The organism is Synechococcus sp. R3-13, from assembly GCF_047462195.1.
Lineage (GTDB): Bacteria > Cyanobacteriota > Cyanobacteriia > Thermostichales > Thermostichaceae > Thermostichus.
In genome coordinates, this window is sequence record NZ_JANSIO010000422.1 from 1 (window position 1) to 693 (window position 693).

Annotated in this window: 1 protein-coding gene; it reads right to left on the bottom strand. The window is 68.4% G+C overall.

All coding sequences use genetic code 11. The features are described from left to right. Positions 1-693: cobalamin biosynthesis protein (locus NW856_RS12250; RefSeq protein WP_414400496.1), on the bottom strand; the 693-nt coding region annotated here is incomplete at both ends.

Here is a 693-nt window from a genome sequence, read left to right on the forward strand (position 1 = left end):
ACAGGATGGCCTCTCAGGAACCTTGTCACCTCTTCCCCAAGTCTGACAAGTCTGAGCTGCCAAGAGGGCAGCCGCCTCCGCTACCGAGGGGGTGCCCACCGCCTGCCGAACGGCCTCCGAAGGGTGGGGAACCGGGATCCCGGCCAAAGCCTCTGCCGGGAAAAACTCAATGGGCCAGCCGTGGGCCTGAGCCAGCTCCAAAAGACCCGGCTCGTCTTGCTTGAGCTCTAGGGTGGCCAGGCCGGCAATGGCCTCGAACGCCAGCCCCTGGGCCTGCAGCAGGCGGCGCAGGGATCCCTCTAGCCAAGCGCGGGTGGTGCCCCGCTCGCAGCCCACCCCCACCCACAGCACCCGCGGATGCCAGTGCACTGTCGGGATCCCCGTGGGAGGGGAGAGGTATTCCCCAATCCAGATCTGGGCAACGGGATGGGGAGGAGAGGAGGCCACTAGGGGATGATCTGCCGGCCAAGCTTGTCGCCAAAGCCGCGTGCCGCAGGTCTGGTGAACGGCCACCGGCTCTCCCCGCGTCAAGGCGGCTGCCACCCCGTTCCAATCTCCAGCGCCCCGCCGCCAGCCGTAGGGATCCCCCAGCAAATCCAAAGGCGGGATCCCCAGCCCCTCGGAAGCAGAGGTGAGAACCGGCTGGGCTCCCAAGGTAGCGGCCACCTGCCGCGCCAGGGCATCGGCCCCCCC